Below are 20539 nucleotides of genomic sequence, written 5' to 3'. Positions count from 1 at the left end.
CCCTAATACCCTAACACCCCAACATTTTTTAGCAACTTACTTTGAAACAGCCCTGGGGTGGACAGGGAGCAATTGACTGTTAACGAAAAACTGATTAAAATTAGTTATAGTTTACTAGATAGTTAAGTTTTATGGTTTATAGACCCCATGAGTTCGCTAAATTAATTGGAAGATCCGTTTCAACCCTCAGAAGATGGGATTTTGAAGGCAGATTAGTCGCAAAAAGAACCATTGGAAATCAACGTTACTACGATGAAAACGATTTACAAATTGCACTTAATCTTCCTACTTCTTTAGATGAAAGAAAAACTGTAGTTTATTGTCGGGTATCTTCATCTGGGCAAAAGGATGATTTAGACTCCCAAATTAAAGCAATGGAATTTTTTTGTTTAGGTGGTGGCATTCCTGTCGATGAATGGATAACAGAGATTGGTGGAGGATTAAACTTTAAACGTAAAAAGTTTTTATCGATTATGAAAGGTATTAGACTAGGTGAGATTAATCATTTAATTGTTGCCCATAAAGACCGATTAGTTCGCTTTGGTTTCGACTTTTTTGAAGAATACTGCGATTGGTACGGCTGTAAATTAACTGTAGCAAATCAACAATCTTTATCTCCTGAACAAGAAATGGTAGAAGATTTATTGGCTATTGTTCATACTTTTTCTTGCCGTTTATATGGTTTAAGAAGCTACTCAAAAAAACTTCAAGAAATCTTAACAATTGATAGTTTACAATCTCCCTAGATATTGTTATACTTTATTAAGTTAGTAAAGTTTAATTATTATGTTTAGTCTCAAGCTAGAATTAAAATTAAATAACAAAGAGAAAACTCTTATGGCACAACACGCTGGGTTTTCTCGTTTTGTTTACAACTATGGGTTGGCTTTAATGAGAATGATAGATCATCACTGTATTAAAGGTAGTTCTAGCTACAAGATTGATACCATCAAAAAACTCTTTACTAACGACACAAAGAAACAACCTGAATTTGCATGGTGTAATAATCTTTCTTCTAGGGTATATCAAAATGCTTTCCGAGACTTGAAAACTGCTTATTCAAGGTACTTTCAAGGGTTAGGGGAGCAACCTGTGTTCAAAAGTAAGAAAGATAGGCAATCATTTAGAGTTGAGTCTAGTAATGGTAAAGTATTATTAGAGGCAGGAAAAACTATCAAAATACCGACTTTAGGTACTTTTAGATTGAAGGAGGCAATTCCTTTTTCTTGTGTTTCCCAAACTTTTACCATTAGTAAATCGGCGGATAAATGGTTTGTGAGTTTCTCTATATCAGCGGATAGATTACCCCCAAGAATCCATGAAGTAATTGAGCCAATAGGTATTGACTTAGGTTGTAAAACTTTTGCCACTCTCAGTGATGGTAATGTAATTGAAAGTCCACGTCCTTTTAAACAAGCGAAAACCAAGCTAGGGCGACGACAATATCGTAACCGTCATAAACAATTAGGGAATCGTAAAAAAGGTATTAAAGCGAGTAATAATGCTAAGAAATACTACAATAAAGTTAGGAAACAACATTACAAGGTCGCTTGTCAACGTCAAGATTTCTTACAGCAGACTACGACAAAGTTATGTAAGACTTATGCTCATATCAAGATTGAAAGCCTGAATGTACAAGGAATGATGGCTAATCACAAGTTAGCTAGTTCGATCGCAGATTTGGGAATGTATGAGTTTAAACGTCAATTAACTTATAAAGCCTTGTGGTATGCTAATCGTATTGATCTAATTGATCAATGGTATCCATCGTCAAAAAAATGTAGTAATTGTGGACATAAAAAAGAAACTTTGTCTTTGTCTGAGCGGTTATATGTTTGTGATGAGTGTGGGTTATCCATCGATCGAGATCTCAATGCGTCCATAAATTTGGAAAAAGCACCCGAAGAAGTAATTAGAGAAAAAATAGGTTGGGTTACAGCCGAATTAACGTCTGTGGACAGTATCAAGCCGACTTGACTGGTAGAAGCAGAAAATAAACGTCATAGGTAACTATGAGTAAGTTTTATATAACAGGATTTATTCACATTCATCACAGTTTGCTCAAGGGGGATTTTACGGAAATTTTTACCAAAACTATTAACCTGATATACCATCAATTCATTTAAGTCTAACGCTGTTAACCATCCTTGTTCATGGTGATATACTCCCGTATCAATACCAATCCAACCTTCTCCACAAGCTAATTGCCCTGATTTAATTCCTTTAAAAGTAAAAGTTATGGTATGACCAATAATAATAGTTTTATCAGAAAAATAAGGTTGTTTACTGTCATGGAACGATCGACGAATCCAACAAAATTGAGTAGAAGATTGTTCCTCAATGGGAAGATAAGGATCAACTCCTGCATGAACTAACCAATAATCACCTAAGTCAAAGTATAAGGGCAAACTTTTAAACCATGCAAGATGATCAGGTGGTAACATTTTATGACCATAACTAGCAATAGTAGCATTACCGCCGTTTTGTAACCATCCTTGAAATACTTGAGGATTGATTTTATCTGTGGCTAGAGCATCGAGTAACATAATTTCATGGTTGCCCAAGATGCAATTATAATTGTTTTCCATCACAAAATTGACGACTTCGGCACTTTGAGAACCTCGATCGATCAAATCACCGAGAAAATAAATTTCGTCTTCCTGACTGGGGGCGATGTTGTGGAATAATTCTGATAACGCCGTATAATGACCGTGAACATCTCCTATGACTAATCTTTTTTTACTCATGTGCAGTATATTAAAAATTTAAAATTTTTGTGATGGATTCTCTAACTTCAGTTTAGCTAAAATTGTCTTTTATATGTTTATCTTTAACAGAAACTGTGTCTATTAATAACAAAATTAAATTACTTTGTCAACCTACCCATGATTCATGGTTACAACAAGCCTTGAATAACTTAGACATTATTTTATTAGATCATTCCCACTGTGAAAGAAAAGCGGCAGGAGTGGCGGTTAATCTTCTATTTCGCTATCCTTCCCATGAACAATTAATTTATCAGCTTACAGCCATTGCTAGGGAAGAATTAGAGCATTTTGAACAGGTTAATCAATGGTTACAAAAAAAAGGTATTCCTCTTGCCCCCTTAAAGCCTTCCCCCTACGGTGCAACTTTAAAAGATGCTATCCGAAGACACGAACCCGATCGACTTTTAGACTCTCTTTTAGTCTCGGCTTTAATAGAAGCTCGATCGCACGAAAGACTCGGATTGATCGGGGAATTTTGTCCTGAGCCTGAATTAGCTAAATTTTATCGGGGTTTAATGGCTTCTGAGGCAAGGCACTATGGTATTTATTGGGTATTGGCTACCCAGTATTTCGATCGAGTCACCGTTGACGAAAGATTAGCCGAATTAGCCGAATTAGAAAGCAATATACTTGCCAATCTTTATCCGGAACCTCGTATCCACAGTTAAAGTAAGATTAAAACACATATAATTCTTGATGTCCAATAAACATCTTCAGAAACAGGGCGTTTTCATTCTCAAAATTTGATTTAACTCAAAACTATAATTGACAAGAAATATAGCCATTTTTTCTGATTAGAAAATCAATGATATTTTTTGTATATATTGAGTTCAATTTATTGAACTAACAAAACATAATTTTCTCTCGACTTTGGAAAAATCTTAGTTTTTGAGATATTCAATGAAGGTTATTTAACCTTCTTTTGGTTCGGAAAAAAGTGCTAAAGTTTCTTTTAATTGAGTAATAAAAATTGGTTTTCTCATATAATCATTCATTCCTACTGCTAAACATTTTTGTCTATCTTCTTCTAAAGCATTGGCTGTTAAAGCAATAATGTAAGGTTGTTGTATTTTTGATTGACGGATTCTTTTTGTTGTTGTTAAACCGTCCATTTCTGGCATTTGCATATCCATTAAAATTACATCATAAAATTGTTTTTCTAGCATCTCTAAAACTTCTACACCATTATTAGCAACATCGGCAATATAACCAATTTTTTTGAGGGTTAATAAGGCGACTTTTTGATTAACTTTATTATCTTCAGCTAGGAGTATTTTTAATGGTAAAATATGAGAATTATCTGATTTTTTGAGTTCTTTATCTGGAAATTTTATCTCATTAATTTGATTGTCTTCAACAGCAGGTAATTTTAGGGTAAAATAAAAGGTTGTTCCCTCTAATTCATAGTTTAAAATTTGCCAATTATTGGGGGGGGTTCCTCCAATATTTCCTTTACTTTCAACCCAAATTGTTCCTCCCATTAAATTAATTAAACTCTTACTAATAGATAATCCTAAGCCCGTACCACCATATTTACGACTGATAGACGCATCGGCTTGGGTAAACGCTCTAAATAATTTTTCGATTCGATCGAACTCTATCCCTACACCAGTATCACTAACAGAAATCAATAAATTATAAATTATTTGATCATCTTTTTTGTCAGGCGGATTCCATGTTTTGACAGCGATAGAAATATTACCTTTTTCAGTAAATTTAAGGGCATTACTCACTAAATTCAAAAATATTTGAGCCAAACGAGTTTTATCTCCTAAAAAACTATTAGGAAGATTTTTTTCCAGATTATAAGTCAAATTAATTAATTTATCCTCCGCTTGTTTTGCGAAAGATTTCGAGATATATTTCAAAACATCTTTTAAAATAAACGGATTGTTTTCTAACTCTAATTTTCCTGACTCAATTTTAGAGAAATCAAGAATATCATTGAGAATAGTTAACAGGGTTTTACTACTATAATTAATTGTCTCTACTAAATCTTGTTTTCGATCGTCAAGATTCTCTTGTAAAAGTAATTCTGTCATAGCAATAATACCATTCATCGGAGTGCGAATTTCGTGACTCATATTAGCGAGAAATTCACTTTTTGCTCTATTTGCCGATTGAGCTTTAATGGCTAATTGTCGATAATTTGTTTCATTTTCTTGTAAGGCTAAAGTTCGAGCAATCACCCTTTCTTCTAACTCCTCATTCGCTTTTTGTAGCTTTAATTCAGCTTGACGATTTTCTATTATAACTGCACTAAAAACCATCGTACTAATAGACATTATTCCCACAAATAATTGTAACAATAACAAAGAATTAGTATTGAGTGCCATTTGATAAAAAATACCCTGTTCATAACCTGTAAAAACTGCCGCTATTGTGCCAATAATAGTTACTAAAAGAGTTGTTATTTTATTGCCAAATCGAAAGGCTGACCACAATAAAGGAGGAAATAATAAGTATTCTACAGGCTGACTTTCAAGGAAAGTAAAATTCATCACAAAAATTAGGCTAACAATTAATATAAAAAACTCCCAGTTTTTCCATGATTTAGGAATAGAATATTGCGATTTATGCCACCATGTTAAAAATAATGGTGTTACTACTAAAATACCAATAGCATCTCCGATCGACCAATTTTTCACTATTACCCAAAAGTTAGATAAAGGTTCTAATTCTCGTAAAATCACTAAACCTGCACCAACGATTCCTTGAGGTAATGCCCCTGTGAGTAAACTTGCTAAAATAAAACCGACTACATGATTAACTCGATCGAACGGATAATTAGTTTTTGTAACTTTTTTAATCGTCCATACCGATACTAAAGCCCAAACAGTAGTACTAAGACAAGCTAAAACACTGATATAAAAGGAAGGATAAACGCCTAAATTACTAATTAATGCGCCAAAAAAAACTCCCCAAATTCTACTATAGCCCCATTGTAACAAACAGGCGATCGTTAAACCTGCTCCGGGCCACACAGGAGAGCCAAATTTAGACATCGGAATTTGATTGAGTACAGTCCATGCCATTAAAGGATAAGCCACGCTGATAAACAAAACTTGTAGCCACCATTGGGGGTTATTTACCTCTAACCCAAAAGCATTTAATTTTTTTGACAGTTCAGCGATAATTTTTGGACGACTCATGAATTTTTTTGTAACAAAACAAGTTTTTCTTTTCCCCTCCTGACTATCTTTAAGTCTAAAACAGAATAGAGTCAAGGTATAATATTGAAAATAAATCATTAAGTTTAATGATGAACAAAACTAACTTGATGTAAGCAAATATGATTGAGAAAAGGCATTAAATTCCCTCATTGTTAATATTTTTTTTCTAAAATTTCATCAATTTTGCTTTAATCGTTAAGATAATTTTTATAAACTTTTATCAAGGAGGTAATTAAATTTTATGGGAACTCAAGTCATTGATAAACCTACAGAAAAATCAGCTAGTAAACGCAGACATGACTCTGGCTATCGGGTTTTATTACATAACGATAGTTTTAATACTATGGAATATGTCGTACAAGTATTAATGGAAACCGTCGGGATGAATGAACCTCAAGCTGTTAGCGTGATGATGGAAACCCATACTAACGGTATTGGTTTAGTTACTACCTGTGCTTTAGAACACGCTGAATTTTACTGTGAAAGTCTCAAAAGTCATGGCTTAACCAGTACGATCGAACCTGCGGATTAATGTCTTAGTGCGAGTTTAAAAAAATTTTTCTGAAGGCTCGTAGTGAGGGCTTTAGCCCTCTAATATATAGTTTATCTAGGTTCGATCGAAAAAATAACAGGACTGAACGGAGTCGAACCGTTATTTAGCACTTAGGAGGTGCTTGTTCTATCCATTGAACTACAGCCCCATTTGTAAAGTTTTGTTACCCTTATATACTTTATCTTAACTTATCTCATTTTTATCATTATTGATGATTTTTTTTTGTAATAATGGTTTTGAATGTCACAATAAATTAATTTGACAGAGGTTGAGAATAAATGCTATGACTCCGAAAAAACCATTAACGGATAAACTATTGGGCGAGATTTTAGAAGACGCTGGTTTAATACTACCCGGGCAGATTCAAGTAGCTTTGATGGAACAAACCATTTATACTGATCTGAAAGTAGGTGAAATCTTAGTCCTTCATAATTGGATTACTCAACAAACTGCCGATTTTTTTGGAGAAAAAATTAAAATCTTAATCAAAGAAACTCAAAAACGACAGCTAGGCTATTACTTTCATCAAGCAGGTTTATTAGCAGAAAAACAGATACAAGCCATTATTGAAGAACAAAAAAAATTAGGGGTGAAATTCGGTTCTTTAGCGGTATTAAAAGGATGTATTAAACAGGAAACTTTAGACTTTTTTTTAGATAACTTTGTGCCTGATTATGCTAAAACCACAGATTTTCAATATCTTGATCAAACAACTATCAATTCAAAAAGAGAAACCTATAAAACATCTAACACAAACAGTAAAACTGAAGTAATAAGCTCTAATAACGAGATTATTTTTTCTTCAAAAACTACTTTAAATAGTTACGAAGAATTATTAGAAGAAGGTTTCGATGAGATTCCTTGGCTTAATTAGGGGGTGCTGAAAAAGTATTTTTAATTCTCAATTCATCAGATTCACAATATCGTTTCGTGATGTCGTGACGATAAGCAAACATATCCCTGAGACGGGAGTTTACCCACCAACCAAGTAATATATCGCTTAACCAACCCCCCGGAATATGGTATTCGATCGAATCGGTTAAGATAGTGTCATCACCCTTCATCTCAAAACAATGACGATGTATCCATGAATCCATAGGTCCTTTTATTTGTTCATCCGTAAATAGTTTATACTGTTCATATTCGGTATGACGAGCTAACCAAGGGATACTGATAAAACCAAACATCAACAAAAATTCGCTAGTAGCCCCTACTTTTAACCCTCCCTGACGGCGAATCACCTTAACGGGTTGCCAAGGAGGAGTTAGTAATTGCAAAATATCCTCTCTTTCGTGAAACTCCCACACTGTTTCTACTGAAGCCTTAATTTTACTAGAATACTGAAAACTAACCATTTGACACTCACTATTATTATTTAGTGGGCAATGCCCACCCTACTTCTAATTTAAAGCAAAAGTAACCAATCGATCGAGCAAATCCGTAAAACTAACTCCAGTTGCTTCCCACAGTTGAGGATACATACTCAAAGAAGTAAAACCGGGGAGGGTGTTAATCTCGTTGATGAAAATTTCTTCGGTATCAGGGTTGAAAAAAAAGTCAACTCTCGATAATCCTCTCCCAGAAACTGCACGAAAGGCTTGAATGGACATTTCTTGAATTTGAGTGGCAATATGAGCAGGAATATCCGCAGGGATGATTAAATTTGCTCTACCATCGGTATATTTAGTTTCATAGTCGTAAAAATCAGCATCATAAGTTATCTCTCCAATGACGGAGGCTTTGGGGTTATCGTTACCTAATACGGCGCATTCCACTTCTCTAGCTTTCACTCCTGCTTCAATAATCACCCTTGCATCGAGACTGGCGGCATTATCTAAAGCTGTCTCTAATTCCGATCGAGTTTTTACCTTAGCAATACCAACAGATGATCCTAAATTAGCAGGTTTGACAAAACAAGGATAACCTAATTTCTCCTCGATTCGATCGCACAGTTTAGGAAATACACAAGCACCGCTATAAATTTCATCTCTACTTACTCCAATATAGTCCACTTGGGGTAAGCCACATTGGGCAAAAATATTTTTCATGGCGATTTTATCCATACCCACCGCCGAACCTAGTACACCAGAACCAACAAAAGGAACGCCCATTAAGGTTAATAATCCTTGTACTGTACCATCTTCCCCATTAGGTCCGTGTAAAATGGGAAACCAAACATCAATATTGTTACATTCTGAAGGAAAATTCCATTTTGAAAGGCTAACATCATCATTATCTTTAGGAGTGCCAGAAGTTAAAATTCCTGATGCGATGTCACTACCCCACCAATAACCTGATTTATCGATATAAATAGGTATAGCTTCATACTTATCGCCGTTACGTCCTTCGGTTAAACCCTTGAAAATCGATCGAGCTGAAATAATGGAAACTTGATGCTCTCCTGATTTACCACCAAATAATAAGCCTACTTTCAACTTAGTCATAAATTATCACTTGATTAACAATAAAAAATTAATAGTAGCCTATTTTGACAATCACAAATACTATCGCATCTTTTTGAAAATGTCAACTCTTATTAACCGAAAATAAAGGTAGTGTCAACACTTTGCAATAAAACTTTACATAAGTTAATATAAAAGAGTAGTCAAACAAAGGATACAAACAAATGGCAATCTTAATATCATTATTCATCGTCGGTTGGTTAGCAGTATCTCTCATAGGTACTCAAGCATATTTCTTAGGAGAGCAAACAAAAACCATTCACCAACGTAATTGGAACTCACCTGAGTTCGATCGTCTTGCAAAATCCTTTACTGGAAAAGACACGGATTATTTAGTCAGAATTCCTGCTTATTCTCTTGATGCTTATAATGCACAAAAGAATTAATCTTCTGGAAGAAAAAATAACAGTTAACAACAGAATTAATCAAAATATAAACGGGGTGTAAATTTTTACACTCTTTTTTTTGCATAAATTTTATTACTAATATCACTCCCCCCTCACAGTAATGGCAACCATTAAAGCAGGGCGTTTTGCTGATATAGTTCTTAATTCTTTGATAATGTTGGTTTTATCGATTATTTTAATCGGTATTTTAGCAAACCATTTAATTGGAAATTTAAAGGCTATGAAACTGATGCTTAAGTAGTCAATTACTTTCGCCCACCTGCACTAGTCTCCTAGTCTTGTTATACTAGGAAGGTTAAGCTAAATTTTATGATTATTTTTATACATGACGCAGAAAAAATTATATAATATCACCACCTTCGGCTGTCAGATGAACAAAGCTGATTCTGAGCGCATGGCGGGTATATTAGAAAATATGGGTTTTCAGTTCACAGAAGACCCTAATAATGCTAATCTAATTGTTTATAATACCTGCACTATTCGAGATAACGCCGAACAAAAAGTTTATTCCTATCTTGGCAGACAAGCAAAAAGAAAACAAGTTCAACCCGACTTAACTCTTGTTGTCGCTGGATGTGTTGCTCAACAGGAAGGAGAGCAATTATTAAGACGTGTGCCAGAATTAGACTTAGTTATGGGACCGCAACACGCTAATAGGTTAGATAGCTTACTTGATCAAGTATTTGCTGGTAATCAAGTTGTAGCTACTGAGCCAATCCACATTTACGAAGATATTACTAAGCCTCGCCGTGAAAGTAAAGTCAGCGCTTGGGTGAATATTATCTATGGTTGCAATGAAAGATGTAGCTATTGTGTTGTTCCTAGTGTTAGGGGAGTAGAACAGTCTCGCACACCAGAGTCTATCAAAGCAGAAATTGAAGACATTGCCCGTCAAGGCTATAAAGAAGTCACTCTTTTAGGTCAAAATATAGATGCTTACGGTCGTGATTTACCCGGTACAACTCAAACAGGGCGACATCTGCACACTTTAACAGATTTACTTTACTATATCCATGATGTGGAAGGGATCGATCGAATCCGTTTTGCCACTTCTCACCCTCGTTATTTTACCGAGCGCTTAATCAAGGCTTGTCACGAATTACCGAAAGTGTGTGAACATTTCCATATACCCTTTCAGTCAGGGGATAATGACATTTTAAAGGCGATGAAACGAGGCTATACCCATGAGCGTTATCGTGATATTATCGCTAAAATCCGTCATTATATGCCCCATGCCGCCATTAGTGCCGATGCCATTGTCGGTTTTCCGGGGGAAACAGAACAACAGTTCCAAAATACCTTAAACTTAGTGGAAGATATTGGTTTTGATCAACTTAACACCGCCGCTTATTCTCCTCGCCCTAATACACCTGCCGCTTTATGGGATAATCAAATTAGTGAAGAAGAAAAGAACGATCGACTACAAAGGTTAAATCATTTGGTAGCTATTAAAGCAGGAGAAAGATCACAAAGATATTTGAATAAAGTAGAACAAGTATTAGTAGAGGATATTAACCCTAAAGATACCACCCAAGTCATGGGAAGAACAGACGGAAATCGTTTAACCTTTTTCAAGGGAGATTTACAAGAGTTAAAAGGTAAAATTATCCCTGTGAAAATCACTGAAGTCAGGGCATTTAGTCTCACAGGAGAGGCTTTGTCGTTAGTTTCTGCATAATCGAGATAAAAGGGCTATATCGCCCTTAAATTATCATTTACAGTTAAGATATACTTAGCAAAAGTATAATTTGAGTCTTTGAAAAATCCTTTTGCCTTTTGCCTTTTGCCTTTTTCAACCTAAACATATCATTAATTTTATTCACTTACTTATGGTGACAGATACAGAAAAAATATATTGGCTATGTTGGTCAAAAATAAAAGGATTAGGAGCAGTTTCCCTCAAAAAAATTTATGAACATTTTGGTAGTTTAGAAAAGGCTTGGACTGTATCTAGTCAAGAATTAATAGAAATAGATGGAATCGGCAAGAGATTATGTAATATTATTCAACTAGAAAAACAAAAAATTGACCCTGAAAAAGTATTTTTAAAACATCTTGAAAAAAATCCTAACTTTTGGAATCCTCACGAAAAAGAATACCCTCAATTATTGTTAGAAATTCCTAGTTATCCTTCCATTTTATATTATCAAGGTACGGTAAATTTATCAGAAAATCAAGGCATTACCCCTTTAATTGGCATTGTTGGCACAAGAAAACCTACAGAACACGGCAGAAGATGGACGTATAACATAGCGAAAACTTTAGCAGAAAATGGTTTTGTCGTAGTGTCTGGTTTAGCGGAAGGCATTGATACCGTAGCGCATCGAGGTTGTTTAGATGGCGGTGGTAGGACGATCGCAGTATTAGGTAATGGACTCGATCGAGTTTATCCTACCAGTAATCGACAGTTAATGACAGAAATTCTGAAAAAAGGGTTAATTATCACAGAATACGAATATGGAAGCCAACCCGAAAGGGGTAACTTTCCAGCTCGAAACCGTATTGTTGCGGGTATGTGTCGAGCCGTCTTAGTCATGGAAGCACCCGAAAAATCAGGGGCGTTGATTACGGCAAGATATGCCAATGAATTTAATCGAGATATTTATACATTGCCGGATACTCCCGATAATCCTCAAGCAAGGGGATGTTTAAGGTTAATTCACAATGGGGCGGAGGTGATTATCACGGAGGAGGAATTATTATCTAGTTTAGGGGTTATACCTAAATTGGATCAACAACAATTATCATTATTTCCAATGGTTTCTCCTTCTATACCAGAAAAGACAAAAGAAGAACCCAGTTTATCTTCTACTTTTAGATTAGTATATGATTCGATCGAAGTCAACCCCACAGCTTTTGATGTGATAATCAATAAAACTCAGTTAAACGGAGGAGAAGTGTCGGGAATTTTATTGCAATTAGAACTCGACGGGTTAATAAAGCAACTCCCCGGCATGATGTATCAAAAGAATTAAGAATTAAGAATGAGGAATGAGGAATTAAGAATGGTTTTAAATTATTTTCTTCCCCCTCTTCCCCCCTCTTCCCCCTCTCTCTTCTTCTAGGTGGTGGCTTCTGCGGTTTTGCCGAGATATTTGGCTTTATTTTTCGCTCGATTCGATTCTACTTCTTCCACCGGCACAAACTCGATATGATTGAATAAAGTCGTGACAAAGGCAAACAGTAAAAAGGGTAAAGATAAAACCAAGACAATACCAACGGTAGCAAAAGCGTAAATTTGACGGGTGCTACTCCAAAGGGCTAAAGTACTAGCGAGACTGATAAAAATAACCCCTAACCATACAATAATTTGACCATAAATATCCCCAAAAGAGAGGGTACAAATCATTTTATATTTTTTCTCATTATCCATAATTGTTAAGATAGTTATACTCAGATTAAAGTGATAACTCTGTTCTAGCTTAAATTTTAAGATTTCAAAAAGATTTGCTAAAATAATTTACAATCTGTAAAACTTTTTCCTATTGTTCAGTTATCGATCGTAATAGTTGTGATCTAAAATGTGTTCTAAAGTATAAGGGCAAGTATCAGGAAAAGTGACAGAGTATTTAGTTTTTTGTTGAACAAATCTTAAAGCGTCTTGATAAATTGAGTCTAAATTTTCTCTCAAATAATTAGTTAAATTAGTAGTTAAATCCCGTTTAATTTGAGAGCGAAAACCAATTATTTCTGTTTTCCAATGATTAAAATTATCTTCAGATTCTGTTGTCCAATATTGCAGTAACAAAAGATGTCTAATAATTTGTTCTGTTAAACTTGCTACCTTTGATTTATCTCGACGTGCCAAACTTTCTAACTCCTCAATTAAATTTTCTAAATCTAACTCATTAAAACGTTTTTCCCGTAACAATTTTATTGTTTCTTCTAACCAGAAATGTTCATCTATTTCATAAATGCTTTTTAAGTCGGTTGTTAATACTGTATTTACCATAAAGTTATTCAGTATGAATATAGTTTATTTTATTATAAGAAATTTTAAAGAGTATGATTGCATCCTTTATTTTTAGTTTAAGGTAATATTGTTCACAACCTTTTGAGGATTGCTATATTATTCATGGTAGAGACAAATATAAAAAATTTTGACCTATGAATACTGAATCGATCGTAACTAACCGAGACTATACTTTAATTATTGATAAAAGTAGTAGTTTGAATAATGATAGTGGCAATGGTAAAACTCTTTGGGAAATCGCCCAAGAATCTACTTTTGCCTTAGCTCAAAAATGTGACGAAATTGATCCCGATGGTATTACTGTATATCTTTATTCAGGACGTTTTAGAAGATATGATAACGTCACCGCCGACAAAATTAGAGAAATTTATGCTTTAAATGAGCCGATGGGCAAATCTGATTTGAAAAGTGTTTTACAAGATGCCCTGAATAATTATTTTCAACGCAAAGCCGAAGGTAAAACTAAGGAAAATGGAGAAACCATGTTAGTTATTACTGATGGTATCCCAGATGAGCCGAAAGAGATCATCCGTTTAATTATAGAGGCAACTCAAAAAATCGATCGAGATGAAGAATTGGGCATTTCTTTTATTCAAATTGGCAAGGATAAAAAAGCAACGGAGTATTTTAAGGCATTAGATGATTTGTTAGAGGATGCTGGAGCAAAATTCGATATAGTTGATACTGTCACTATGGATGATATGGCACAAATGAGCTTAACCCAAGTTTTACTAAATGCTATCATTGACTAAATAGTGAATAGTGAATAGTGAATAGTGAATAGTGAATAGTGAATAGTGAATAGTGAATAGTGAATAGTGAATAGAGTCGCTTTAGCAGACGGTAGCTATTAGCCATGTAATTTATTACATGGTGGGTTATTGATTAACGACTAAAACTATTCTTAATTCTCAATTCTCAATTCTCAATTCTCAATTCTCAATTCTTAATTCTTAATTCTTAATTCTTCTAATTCCCGAAAAAGCATGACTAACTCTAATGATATTAATGAGCAAAATCGATCGAATTTACCTATAGAAAAAAATCAAGAAATTATGGAGAATAATAATGGTTTTTTTGGACTTTTTGCTATGTTAAAAAGACGATGGTTAGTGTTTTTAACTATGACATTAGGAGTAACTACTGGAGTTGGTTATTGGACTTATCAATTATCTCCTGTTTATCAAGGAAAATTTTTACTATTAATCGAAAAACCTATCACAGAATCTAATGTTAGTGCCAATAATAATAATATTAATATTGATGGTAATTTATCCCCTTCACCTAGTGGAGTTGACTACAGTACAGAAATAGGAATTTTAGGAAGTCCCAGTATTTTAGCACCAATTTTAGAAGAAGTTGCCCTCGAATATCCCGATATTTTTGAAGATTTAAACATTGCTAATTTAGATAATTTAAAGATTAAACAAGTTGATAATAGTCAAATAATTGAAGTTATTTTTAAGAATGAAAACCCTGAAAAAATTAAATTTGTTTTAGATAAAATTGCGGAAAATTATATATCTAATAACTTAGGAGAAAAAAGAAATAACATTAGTGAAGGGTTAAAATTTGTTAGAAATCAAGTACCAAAATTAGAAAATAATATCTTTTCTTTAGAGACTAAATTAGAAAAATTGAGGCAAGAACATAAATTTATTGATCCCCAAACCAAATCCACCGAATTAACTCAACAATTAACCTCGATCGAACAAGAATACTTATCGGCACAAATTAATTTAAAACAAGCAAATTCTGCTTATGAAAACTTGCAAAAACAATTAAATTTAACTCCCGAACAAGCCATTGCAGTTAACGATGTCACTCAATCTGCTAAGTATCAAAGTTTATCGAAAGAATTGCAGGAATTAGAAATAGAAATAGCGACTAAATCCGCAGTTTTTACAGATATAAGTCCGCAAATGATTACCTTGAATGAAAAGAAAAATAATATCATTAAATTGTTAGAAGAAGAAAAGAAAAATATTCTATCACAACACTCTCAAACAATTAATCAGCAACAATCCGTAAGTTTATCGTCTTCTAACGAAGTGCGCAGTAAATTGACAGCAGAAATGTTGTTAAAAGCTAATGAAATTAAAATGTTAGAAACAAAAATAGATACTCTGAAAATAGCTTTAGATGAAATTAATGAAAGAGTGGAAAAAATGCCTTCTATTACTAGAGAGTATTTGAACATACAGAGAGAAATTCAATCAAATGCTGATAGCTTAAAACGTTTTCTGGAAATCAGAGAAACATTAGAATTACAGGAAACTCAAAACATCGTTAATTGGCGTATTGTTAGCCCCCCTTCTGTTCAAGAAGAACCTATATATCCAGTACCTTTAAATAACTTAATTATGGGGTTAATAGGAGGGTTAATAGCAGGAACGATAACCGCTAGTATTATGGACAAACTAGACGGAAGAATCTACTCTTTATCGCAATTAAAAGAGTTAACAAAATATCCGATTTTAGGACAAATTCCCCATCATAAAAATATCTTTTCTAGGGAGAATCAGAAAGGTAACATTGTGCCTTCTTTTGAATCCCATATTAGTGGGAAGGAAAACACTGCACAACCGCAAAAATATTCATCTTCCTATTGGGTGGACTCATTTCGTAATTTGTTGACCAATATTACCTCATTAAACTCGGAAGCAAGGGTTAATTCTGTGGTGATTAGTTCAGGAAATCCGATGGAGGGTAAGTCAACTATAAGTCTCAATTTAGCACAAACGGCGGCTACTATGGGGTTGAAAGTTCTGTTAATCGATGCGGATTTTAGATTACCTAAATTACATCGTCTATTAAATATTGACAATCATCAAGGGTTAAGTGAACTATTAGCCACATCTTTGGATTTAAAATCAGTTATACAACAACTGTCTCAATTTGACAATCTTTTTGTTGTCACTGCGGGTAAAATACCATCTGATCCGACAAAATTATTATATTCCCAAAAAATGCAGGACACTGTAAAAATGTTGAGGGATTCTACTTTTTTTGATTTAGTTATTTATGATAGTCCTTCTTTGTTAGGGTTTTCGGATGCGAAAATAATTGCCCCTAATACTCATGGTTTAATTTTAGTGATGAAATTGGGTAAGTGCGATCGAGATAGCCTACAACAAGTTATCGATCGTTTATATATATCTTCTGTACCTTTATTGGGTATTGTGGCTAATGGTGTTAAAAATAATGATCAGGATAGTTATTATCGATCGAACCATCATAATTATTATAATAAATCCCAAGAGCATCTGAGTTCGATCCCAGAAAACTAATCGATACCTGTTGCTTTAAGGTTTACAAACCATTATTCACTTACTATTAATTTTTTTATTTTTGAATTATGCTCGATCGAAATGATGAATTTACACCAACAGGATTTGAACCAGAATTAGGGGGAATATGGCGAGAAAACCCTGAAAGAAGCGGATTTGAACCAGAATTAGGGGGAATCGATCGACAAAAAGGGGTTTATGTGGACGAAGTAACCTGTATCGGTTGTAAAAATTGCGTTCATGTTGCCCCTAATACCTTCTATATTGAAGATAATTACGGTCGATCGAGGGTTTATAATCAAGATGGTGATACAGAAGAAATAGTGCAAGAAGCCATAGATACTTGTCCTGTGGATTGTATTCACTGGTTAGATTATACCGACATTAAACAAAAAGAAGAGGAACGAAAATATCAAGATGTACGTCCTCTGGGTTATCCCCAAATTCGTAAATCAGGTACTAAGATGAGAAAAGATGCTCACAATTTGCCAAGACAACATTAGAAATTACGCAGAAATAACAGTATTTTGTCATTCTGAGGGTAGCGAAGGAATCTCAAAGTCTATATTTTTCCGATAAATGCGTAAGTCCTAAAAATAATTAATAGCTCATTGTTAATTGTTCTCTTATTTGACTACAATGAAAATAACTATTAATCTGTCTTAAGCATAAACTCATCAGTACTATACCCCTAAAACTGGTTAAGACAAAAACAATAGTAAAACAGTCAGATTTATAACTCGTCAATGATGAAACCTCAAATCAAAAAATTCCCCCTTGTACAATCCCTTTTAGCTACCTTAGCTACTGGCAGTTTCCTTAGTCTTTCCATCACTCCCACTGTCAACGCAGAGATGACGAATAGTCCAAAAATGGTAGTGGATGAAATGTGGCAAATTATTAATAACGAATTTGTCGATCGACATTTTAATCAGGTTAATTGGCTACAAAAACGAGAAGAATTATTAAGCAGAAATTATAGTAACAAAACTCAGGCTTATCGAGCGATTAATCAAGCCTTAAAAGAATTAGGTGATCCCTATACCCGTTTTCTCCCCCCCGAACAATTTGAAGCGCTTAACAGTCAAACATCGGGCGAAACATCAGGGGTAGGGGTGCGTATTGCCATTGATCCTCGTACCCAAGACCTATATATTGTTGATGCTATCAGAAAATCTCCCGCCGCCGAAGCAGGATTGAAACGGGGCGATCGAATCGTGCGTATTGACGGTAAACCTACCGCCTTAATGGATTTAGATCAAGCATCGGAAGCCTTAAAAGGGGAAATTGGTACTGACGTAAATTTAGACATCGCAAGACGAGGGCAACCTTCATTCCAAGTTAAAATTACCCGTAGTGAAATAGAAGTTCCCTCAGTGGATTTCAGTCTCAGACAAGAAGGGGGGTTAAATGTAGGTTACATCAAATTAGATGAATTTAGCTCCCTTGCCGCCCAACAAATGAGAGACGCTATTGACGAGTTACAGAAACAACAAGCCTCCGCTTTTGTCCTTGATTTGAGAGGAAATCCGGGGGGTTTATTATTTGCCAGTGTGGACATTGCCAGAATGTGGATGTCTGAAGGGGAAATTGTCGATATAGTCGATCGAAGAGGAGGACATCGCCGTTTTCAGGCTAACAACTCCGCCGTCACCGATTTACCTTTAGTGGTTTTAGTGGATGGTAACTCTGCTAGTGCCAGTGAAATTTTAGCAGGAGCATTAAAAGAGAACAAGAGAGCTACAGTTGTCGGCACAAACACCTTTGGCAAAGGTACAGTACAATCGGTTCATTCCCTTTCCGATGGTTCAGGATTAGCGGTGACAATCTCTCGTTACTATCCTCCTAGTGGCATCAACATCAATAAAAAAGGTATCTCCCCTGATATTGTGCAAAATTTGAGCCGAGAGGAGGAATATCTGTTAAGTCAAAACCCCTCCTTATTCGCCACTAAAGCTGATTCTCAATACGCTAAAGCTATTGCGATATTGCGAAACAATGCTTCGTTACAAGGAGTTAATTCTATCAGTATTCGCCAATAAATTAAGAGAGAATTTGTTGGGTTACGCTCTGGCTAACCCAACCTACAAATTAATGGTAATAAAAAAGTAAAATTAATGCTTAAAAATAATGCGGATGGCGAGACTCGAACTCGCAAGGCAAAGCCACACGCCCCTCAAACGTGCGCGTATACCAATTCCGCCACATCCGCTAAAGCTAACAGTCTAACATTATAGCTTATTTTCTTTTATCTAGCAAGAATATTTTGAGCAATAGTGTATTTTGAGGGGGAAAAAGTCTGCAAATCTTAACTTAGCATTGGTTTATAATACCCTTATTGATACAATAACTTTAGTTTTTATCTTAGGTAAAATAAATTTTATGAGTCGTGCCAATAAAGTAGTTTTAGCTTATTCAGGAGGCGTTGATACCTCCGTTTGTATTCCTTACTTAAAAAATGAATGGGGTGTCGAAGAAATTATCACCCTAGCGGCAGATTTGGGGCAAGGAGAGGAGTTAGCCCCTATTCAAGCAAAAGCACTTAAATGTGGTGCTGTAGAGTCTTTAGTAGAAAATGCGATCGAAGAGTTTGTAGTTGATTATGCGTTTCCTGCCATCAAAGCCAATGCTTTATATGAAAATCGTTATCCATTATCCACCGCTTTAGCTCGTCCTTTAATTGCTAAATTATTAGTACGCGCTGCCGAAAAATATGGTGCGGATGCTGTTGCCCATGGTTGCACAGCTAAAGGAAATGATCAAGTGCGTTTTGATTTGGGTATCACCGCCTTAAACCCCAATTTGAAAATTCTTGCCCCGGCTAGGGAATGGGGAATGAGTCGTGAAGAAACTATTGCCTATGGTGAAAAATTCGGTATTGAATCCCCTGTTAAAAAGTCTTCTCCCTATAGTATCGATCGAAATCTTTTAGGTCGTAGTATAGAAGCAGGTCCTTTGGAAGACCCGATGACAGAGCCTCCCGAAGAGATTTATGCCTTAACCAAATCCGTAGCCGATGCCCCTAACGAGCCTCAATATGTAGAAATCACCTTTGAAAAAGGTACTCCTGTGGCTATCGATGGTAAAACCTTATCTCCTGTAGAATTAATTACCACTTTGAATGAAATTGCAGGTAATCATGGAGTAGGGCGTTTAGACATGATTGAAAACCGAGTAGTAGGCATTAAATCAAGAGAAATCTACGAAGCCCCCGCTTTGTTAGTATTAATCAAAGCCCATGAAGACTTAGAAAGCCTCACTCTTACCAGTGATGTAACTCACTATAAACGCTCTCAAGTTGATTTAATGTACACTCGCTTGGTGTATGAAGGTTTATGGTATAGCCCTTTGAAAAATGCTTTGGATGCCTTTATCGAAACTACTCAAGAAAGAGTAAGCGGTGTTGTCAGAGTTAAATTCTTTAAGGGTAATGCTACGATCGTGGGAAGAAGATCGGAAAATTCTCTTTATACTTCAGCTTTATCAACCTACGGCAGTGATGACAAATTTGATCACAAAGCAGCCGAAGGATTTATCTATATTTGGGGTTTATCTTCCAGAGTGTGGGCTGAAAAAACCAAATCGTAAACAACTTAGATGCGTCTTAGCTTAATAAAAATAGTTGTTCTACTTTGAGTATGATAAATTAATCGAAAAGGGTGTCAGGTATCAGGTGGCAGGTGTTAGGTTAAATTAAAACTGTCAATTTATAACATCTGCATTTTTAAAATCATAAACCTATTATATATCAAGACTTTTAACAATTATTTACGAATAAAATATCATAACTACTGTAGAAGAGCCTTATTTAGGGTTTGCTGAATAAATCAGAAGTCTATTAAAATCAAGGATTTAGACAAACTACATTACTAAAAAAGTGTGCAGTTTTAGCAATTTTTACTCAAAAAATGAG

The 20539-nt window shown here is 34.9% G+C and carries 19 protein-coding genes and 2 tRNA genes; 13 read left to right on the top strand and 8 right to left on the bottom strand.

Annotated features, from left to right (window positions below):
• Window positions 1-131 precede the first annotated feature (131 nt).
• Window positions 132-746: an IS607 family transposase gene (locus ACN4EE_RS16530; protein ID WP_431707560.1), complete on the top strand. Its 615-nt coding sequence runs from the start codon at window positions 132-134 to the stop codon at window positions 744-746.
• Window positions 747-786: 40 nt separating this feature from the next.
• Window positions 787-1977 carry an RNA-guided endonuclease InsQ/TnpB family protein gene (locus ACN4EE_RS16525; protein WP_431707559.1) on the top strand — a complete coding sequence of 397 codons (1191 nt, stop codon included), beginning with the start codon at window positions 787-789 and terminating at the stop codon, window positions 1975-1977.
• 23 nt (window positions 1978-2000) lie between these two features.
• Here the strand turns inward: ACN4EE_RS16525 and ACN4EE_RS16520 are convergent, their stop codons facing one another.
• Window positions 2001-2747, bottom strand: coding sequence for a metallophosphoesterase family protein (locus tag ACN4EE_RS16520; RefSeq protein ID WP_431707558.1), 747 nt, complete (start codon window positions 2745-2747; stop codon window positions 2001-2003).
• A 95-nt stretch (window positions 2748-2842) separates the two neighbouring features.
• Here ACN4EE_RS16520 and miaE point away from each other — a divergent pair, with 95 nt between their 5' ends.
• Window positions 2843-3436 (top strand): tRNA-(ms[2]io[6]A)-hydroxylase, encoded by a 594-nt coding sequence (miaE, locus tag ACN4EE_RS16515; RefSeq protein WP_431707557.1) that lies wholly within the window; start codon window positions 2843-2845, stop codon window positions 3434-3436.
• Window positions 3437-3679: 243 nt separating this feature from the next.
• Here miaE and ACN4EE_RS16510 read toward each other — a convergent pair whose 3' ends face one another.
• Window positions 3680-5920, bottom strand: a complete 2241-nt coding sequence (locus ACN4EE_RS16510; RefSeq protein ID WP_431707556.1) for an MASE1 domain-containing protein — start codon at window positions 5918-5920, stop codon at window positions 3680-3682.
• A gap of 262 nt (window positions 5921-6182) precedes the next feature.
• On the opposite strand from ACN4EE_RS16510, the gene clpS reads away from it, so the two are divergent.
• Window positions 6183-6473 carry an ATP-dependent Clp protease adapter ClpS gene (clpS, locus tag ACN4EE_RS16505; RefSeq protein WP_431707555.1) on the top strand — a complete coding sequence of 97 codons (291 nt, stop codon included), beginning with the start codon at window positions 6183-6185 and terminating at the stop codon, window positions 6471-6473.
• A 97-nt stretch (window positions 6474-6570) separates the two neighbouring features.
• On the opposite strand, the gene ACN4EE_RS16500 is transcribed toward clpS, so the two are convergent.
• A tRNA-Arg gene (locus ACN4EE_RS16500) sits at window positions 6571-6642 on the bottom strand.
• A 135-nt stretch (window positions 6643-6777) separates the two neighbouring features.
• On the opposite strand from ACN4EE_RS16500, the gene ACN4EE_RS16495 reads away from it, so the two are divergent.
• Entirely contained in the window at window positions 6778-7368 is a 591-nt protein-coding gene (locus ACN4EE_RS16495) for a hypothetical protein (protein WP_431707554.1), read from the top strand.
• Here the strand turns inward: ACN4EE_RS16495 and ACN4EE_RS16490 are convergent.
• Both ACN4EE_RS16490 and ACN4EE_RS16485 read right to left on the bottom strand, forming a co-directional pair.
• A complete protein-coding gene (locus tag ACN4EE_RS16490) occupies window positions 7361-7849 on the bottom strand; it encodes an SRPBCC family protein (protein ID WP_431707553.1) in 489 nt (162 codons plus the stop codon). The genes ACN4EE_RS16495 and ACN4EE_RS16490 overlap by 8 nt on opposite strands.
• A gap of 45 nt (window positions 7850-7894) precedes the next feature.
• A complete protein-coding gene (locus ACN4EE_RS16485) occupies window positions 7895-8938 on the bottom strand; it encodes a D-alanine--D-alanine ligase family protein (protein WP_431707552.1) in 1044 nt (347 codons plus the stop codon).
• 182 nt (window positions 8939-9120) lie between these two features.
• Here ACN4EE_RS16485 and ACN4EE_RS16480 point away from each other — a divergent pair, with 182 nt between their 5' ends.
• From ACN4EE_RS16480 to dprA, 3 genes are all read left to right on the top strand, one after another.
• Window positions 9121-9342 carry a photosystem II protein, Psb35-related gene (locus ACN4EE_RS16480; protein ID WP_431707551.1) on the top strand — a complete coding sequence of 74 codons (222 nt, stop codon included), beginning with the start codon at window positions 9121-9123 and terminating at the stop codon, window positions 9340-9342.
• A gap of 346 nt (window positions 9343-9688) precedes the next feature.
• Entirely contained in the window at window positions 9689-11041 is a 1353-nt protein-coding gene (gene miaB / locus ACN4EE_RS16475) for a tRNA (N6-isopentenyl adenosine(37)-C2)-methylthiotransferase MiaB (protein ID WP_431707550.1), read from the top strand.
• A gap of 151 nt (window positions 11042-11192) precedes the next feature.
• Window positions 11193-12338, top strand: a complete 1146-nt coding sequence (gene dprA / locus ACN4EE_RS16470) for a DNA-processing protein DprA (RefSeq protein ID WP_431707549.1) — start codon at window positions 11193-11195, stop codon at window positions 12336-12338.
• 86 nt (window positions 12339-12424) lie between these two features.
• On the opposite strand, the gene ACN4EE_RS16465 is transcribed toward dprA, so the two are convergent.
• Together ACN4EE_RS16465 and ACN4EE_RS16460 are read right to left on the bottom strand one after the other, a co-directional pair.
• The gene (locus tag ACN4EE_RS16465) at window positions 12425-12736 is read right to left on the bottom strand and encodes a hypothetical protein (RefSeq protein WP_431707548.1); all 312 of its coding nucleotides are present in this window, start codon (window positions 12734-12736) and stop codon (window positions 12425-12427) included.
• 120 nt (window positions 12737-12856) lie between these two features.
• Window positions 12857-13315, bottom strand: coding sequence for a DUF29 domain-containing protein (locus ACN4EE_RS16460; RefSeq protein WP_431707547.1), 459 nt, complete (start codon window positions 13313-13315; stop codon window positions 12857-12859).
• A gap of 155 nt (window positions 13316-13470) precedes the next feature.
• Here ACN4EE_RS16460 and ACN4EE_RS16455 point away from each other — a divergent pair, with 155 nt between their 5' ends.
• From ACN4EE_RS16455 to ctpB, 4 genes are all read left to right on the top strand, one after another.
• Window positions 13471-14088: a vWA domain-containing protein gene (locus ACN4EE_RS16455; RefSeq protein WP_431707546.1), complete on the top strand. Its 618-nt coding sequence runs from the start codon at window positions 13471-13473 to the stop codon at window positions 14086-14088.
• Between the two features lie 234 nt (window positions 14089-14322).
• Entirely contained in the window at window positions 14323-16626 is a 2304-nt protein-coding gene (locus tag ACN4EE_RS16450) for a GumC family protein (protein WP_431707545.1), read from the top strand.
• Between the two features lie 68 nt (window positions 16627-16694).
• Complete coding sequence (locus ACN4EE_RS16445; protein ID WP_431707544.1) at window positions 16695-17129, top strand: ferredoxin; 435 nt, start codon at window positions 16695-16697, stop codon at window positions 17127-17129.
• 246 nt (window positions 17130-17375) lie between these two features.
• Window positions 17376-18668 carry a carboxyl-terminal processing protease CtpB gene (gene ctpB / locus ACN4EE_RS16440; protein ID WP_431707561.1) on the top strand — a complete coding sequence of 431 codons (1293 nt, stop codon included), beginning with the start codon at window positions 17376-17378 and terminating at the stop codon, window positions 18666-18668.
• Window positions 18669-18757: 89 nt separating this feature from the next.
• On the opposite strand, the gene ACN4EE_RS16435 is transcribed toward ctpB, so the two are convergent.
• Window positions 18758-18838, bottom strand: a tRNA-Leu gene (locus ACN4EE_RS16435).
• Window positions 18839-19008: 170 nt separating this feature from the next.
• On the opposite strand from ACN4EE_RS16435, the gene ACN4EE_RS16430 reads away from it, so the two are divergent.
• Window positions 19009-20214: an argininosuccinate synthase gene (locus ACN4EE_RS16430; RefSeq protein ID WP_431707543.1), complete on the top strand. Its 1206-nt coding sequence runs from the start codon at window positions 19009-19011 to the stop codon at window positions 20212-20214.
• The last annotated feature ends 325 nt before the right edge of the window (window positions 20215-20539 follow it).

The organism is Geminocystis sp. CENA526 (assembly GCF_050753365.1).
Taxonomy (GTDB): Bacteria; Cyanobacteriota; Cyanobacteriia; order Cyanobacteriales; family Cyanobacteriaceae; genus Geminocystis.
This window is presented reverse-complemented; position numbering and strand designations above follow the sequence as displayed.